The organism is Corynebacterium sp. HMSC074C11, assembly GCF_001809455.1.
Lineage (GTDB): Bacteria > Actinomycetota > Actinomycetes > Mycobacteriales > Mycobacteriaceae > Corynebacterium > Corynebacterium amycolatum.
The window spans coordinates 1-222 of the sequence record NZ_KV797733.1; the positions used below are offsets into that span (position 1 = coordinate 1).

1 protein-coding gene is annotated in these 222 nt (G+C 63.5%); it reads right to left on the reverse strand.

Going from position 1 to position 222, the window contains the following annotated elements; all coding sequences use genetic code 11:
• Nucleotides 1–222: biotin/lipoyl-containing protein (locus tag HMPREF2614_RS06460; RefSeq protein ID WP_305763966.1), on the reverse strand; the 222-nt coding region annotated here is incomplete at both ends.

The window sequence follows — 222 nt, forward strand, 5'->3', positions numbered from 1 at the left end:
GCCAACGCGAGCGATGACCTCGCCGACGTCAACGGTGTCGTCTTCGTCGTAGAGGACCTCGAGCAGGGTGCCTGCGACCGGGGACGGAATTTCGGTGTCGACCTTGTCGGTGGAAACCTCGAGCAACGGCTCGTCGACCTCGACGGTGTCGCCGACCTTCTTCAGCCAGGTGGTGATGGTGCCTTCGGTGACGGATTCGCCGAGCTCCGGCATCTCAACGTC